Source organism: Streptomyces sp. 13-12-16 (genome assembly GCF_002114215.1).
Classification (GTDB): Bacteria; Actinomycetota; Actinomycetes; order Streptomycetales; family Streptomycetaceae; genus Streptomyces.
The window spans coordinates 1-1,507 of the sequence record NZ_NCTE01001163.1; the positions used below are offsets into that span (position 1 = coordinate 1).

Sequence of the window (1,507 nt, forward strand, 5' to 3'; positions counted from 1 at the left end):
CGGGTACGGGGCCCGGTCATCGCCCGGAAGCAGGCAGCCTGCGGGGTTCGATGCGTTCCTCCACCGCCCCGGACCCGTCCCTTCTGACCATGTAGGCGCCCTTGCCGGGGATCTCCGTCACCGCCTCCACCAGTTCCGTTCCGCGGTACACCAGGCCGACTCCGTCGTCCGTGCAGTGAGCGGTGGGCACGGTGCCGTCCGCCACGAGCCGGTGCGTCAACGGTCGCCGGCCCTCGTCCGAGTCGTAGTGCACGCCGTTGCCGTACGGCAGGAAACCGAGCGCGTCCGTGACCGGGCGCAGCTCCGGCCCGAACGAGTCGGTCGCGCCTCCCCGGAACCAGCAGATGGAGCCCGCGCTGACCCCGCTGAGCACGACACCGGCCTGCCAGGCACGGTGCATGACGCGGTCCAGGCCATGCGCCCTCCACACCGCCAGCAGATTGACCACCGAGCCCCCCATGACCCAGACCACGTCGTGGTCGAGGACCGAGCCCTCGACGTCTTCGACGTTGGGCATGGGGAACAGGTGCAGCGGCGTCAGATCGAACCCCGCCACCCGTGCGGCCTCGGTCATACGGGTCGTGAAGTGCTCGGCGTCCCCGATGGCGGTCCCGACGTACATGATGCGCGGGCGTCGGCCGTGCACTCCGGAGAGGTCGACCGCGTGATGTACCAGGGCGTCGAACATCACCCTGGTCCGTCCTCCGACCCGATGTCCTCCGGAGGTCGCGAGGATGGTCGGTTCAGGTGCCGTCATGGTCATGATCGTATCGTCGGTGCGGTGCCGAAGGCGTCGCGCGGCGCGTCGTCCCGATTCTCCCAAGTGCCGCTCACCGCCCCGTGCCTGAGTCCGTGGTGGTTTCCGTGGCCAGCACGGAGGCGGCCCGGAGAGCGGGTGGGAGAGGCTGTGATCACAGCGGGGACCGAGTCCGGTCGTGACCCGCCGGCCACGGGAGGAATCATGGGAAACGCCCGAAGCAGCACGTACGAGGGGTTCACCGCCGAGGAGCGGGCCGCGATGAAGGAGCACGCCCAGGAGCGGAAGGCCGCGGCGCGGCGCGGTTCGCAGGCGGACAGGGCGGCGCAGGCGGAGCGGGAGGTGCTCGCGAAGATCGCCGAGATGCAGGACTCGGACCGGGTCATGGCCGAGCGGGTGCACGCCGCCGTCACGGCCGCCGCGCCGGCCCTCGCACCGAGGCTCTGGTACGGCATGCCCGCCTACGCGCTGGACGGCAAGGTCGTCTGCTTCTTCCAGAGCGCGGCGAAGTTCAAGGCGCGTTACGCCACACTCGGCTTCAGTGACCGGGCGAACCTGGACGACGGCACGATGTGGGCGGCCGGTTTCGCCCTGACCGAGGTGACGCCGCAGGTGGCGGAGCGGATCGCCGCGCTGGTGAAGCAGGCGGTGAGCTGACGGCCGGTCGTACCGGCGCCCCGGCCGGCCGTCTGCGCGGCCGGGGCCCGCGGCTACCGGGGCCCGAGGCCCAGCGCTGCCAGCGCGGTCCCG

Annotated in this window: 2 protein-coding genes; one reads left to right on the forward strand and one right to left on the reverse strand. The window is 71.6% G+C overall.

Translation table 11 applies throughout. The annotated features are described in order from the left end of the window. Positions 1-16 precede the first annotated feature (16 nt). Complete coding sequence (locus B7767_RS36850; RefSeq protein WP_085575814.1) at positions 17-757, reverse strand: peptidase E; 741 nt, start codon at positions 755-757, stop codon at positions 17-19. Positions 758-961: 204 nt separating this feature from the next. On the opposite strand from B7767_RS36850, the gene B7767_RS36855 reads away from it, so the two are divergent. After that, positions 962-1,414, forward strand: a complete 453-nt coding sequence (locus B7767_RS36855; protein WP_085575813.1) for a hypothetical protein — start codon at positions 962-964, stop codon at positions 1,412-1,414. The last annotated feature ends 93 nt before the right edge of the window (positions 1,415-1,507 follow it).